This window comes from Kitasatospora sp. NPDC093558 (assembly GCF_040683475.1).
Classification (GTDB): Bacteria; Actinomycetota; Actinomycetes; order Streptomycetales; family Streptomycetaceae; genus Kitasatospora.
Genome location: NZ_JBFBDY010001316.1, coordinates 1 through 1,152, shown reverse-complemented (window position 1 = coordinate 1,152; position 1,152 = coordinate 1). Strand labels below are relative to the sequence as shown.

At 74.0% G+C, this 1,152-nt stretch carries 1 pseudogene; it reads right to left on the bottom strand.

Going from position 1 to position 1,152, the window contains the following annotated elements:
• Nucleotides 1-1,152 (bottom strand): annotated as a pseudogene (locus AB0O00_RS40640) (hypothetical protein); the annotation flags it as partial.

The following is a 1,152-nucleotide window of genomic DNA, read 5'->3' as shown; positions in this document are numbered from 1 at the left end:
GTGACGGCGCCCTCGCCGTCCTCGTCGGCCTCCAGGATGTGGTCGATGACGTCGGCCATGCGCGCGCGTTCGGCGGCGAGCGCGGCGTCGTGACGGCGCTTGCGGACGGCGGCCTCGCGGTCGCCGAGGCGCCGGCGGGCGCCGTCGAGGAGCGGGAGGTCGGAGACCGTCCAGGCCTGGGCGTCCGCGCGCTGGAGCCTCTTGACGTCCTCCGGGGCGAGCCAGGGCGCGCACAGGCGCAGGTAGGCGGGGACGGTCCAGAGGTCGCCGACGAGGTCGGTGGCGTCGAGCATGGGCCACGCGCGGTTCAGGGTGGTGACCAGTTCCTTGTTCTGACGCAGCGAGCGACGGAACATCGCGGGCGAGAACCCGCCCTCGTCCTCGTCCTCCTCGGTCACGTCCATCTTGTCGAGGAGGATCGTGACGAGCTCCTCCCAGATCTGCTCGCGCGCCTCGTTGTGCGGGGTTCCGGGTTCGGGCGCGGAGAAGGCCTCGGCCCAGTCGTCGGCGCTCAGCCAGAGGTCGTCCCAGTAGGTCTCGACCGCCATGCCCTCGGTGGGCGGCTCCTCGTAGATACCGACGGCCTTCTCGATCGCTTTCACCATCTGCGCCGAGGACTTGAGGCGGGCGACCTCCGGGTCCGGCTCGGCCCCCGCCGTGGCGCCCTCGGGCACGAGGTCGCGCAGGGTGCACGTCTTGACGCCCTCCTCGCCGAGGCTCGCGATGAAGGCGGACTGGTCGTCGAGCGCGGCGCGCCCTTCGAGGCCGTCCGCGGTGAACACCTCGTCCCAGTAGTCGCCGATCCGCCCGCGCGTCCAGCGGTAGCGGCGACGGCTGGCCAGGCCCATCGGGTTGGCGTGGGTGGCCGCGAAGAACGGCTCGGCGGCCGGGGCGCGCCAGTCGAGCAGCAGGCGGCGGCCGGTGCTGTCGGTCAGGCCGAGGCGCCCGATGTACACCGGCTCGCCGTCGTCGGCGCCGACGATGTGCCCGAGGCACAGGTCCGCGCCGAAGCGCCGCAGGGCGCGGAGCCGGCCGGTGAGTTGGTGGCCCTCGACGTCCCGGTCCAGTGCGCCCCGGCCGAGCCCGCCGGGCGCGCGGCGCGCCGCTTCGAGGCGGTCGGACAGTTCGGCGATCGTCTGCTCCAGGCTCGCC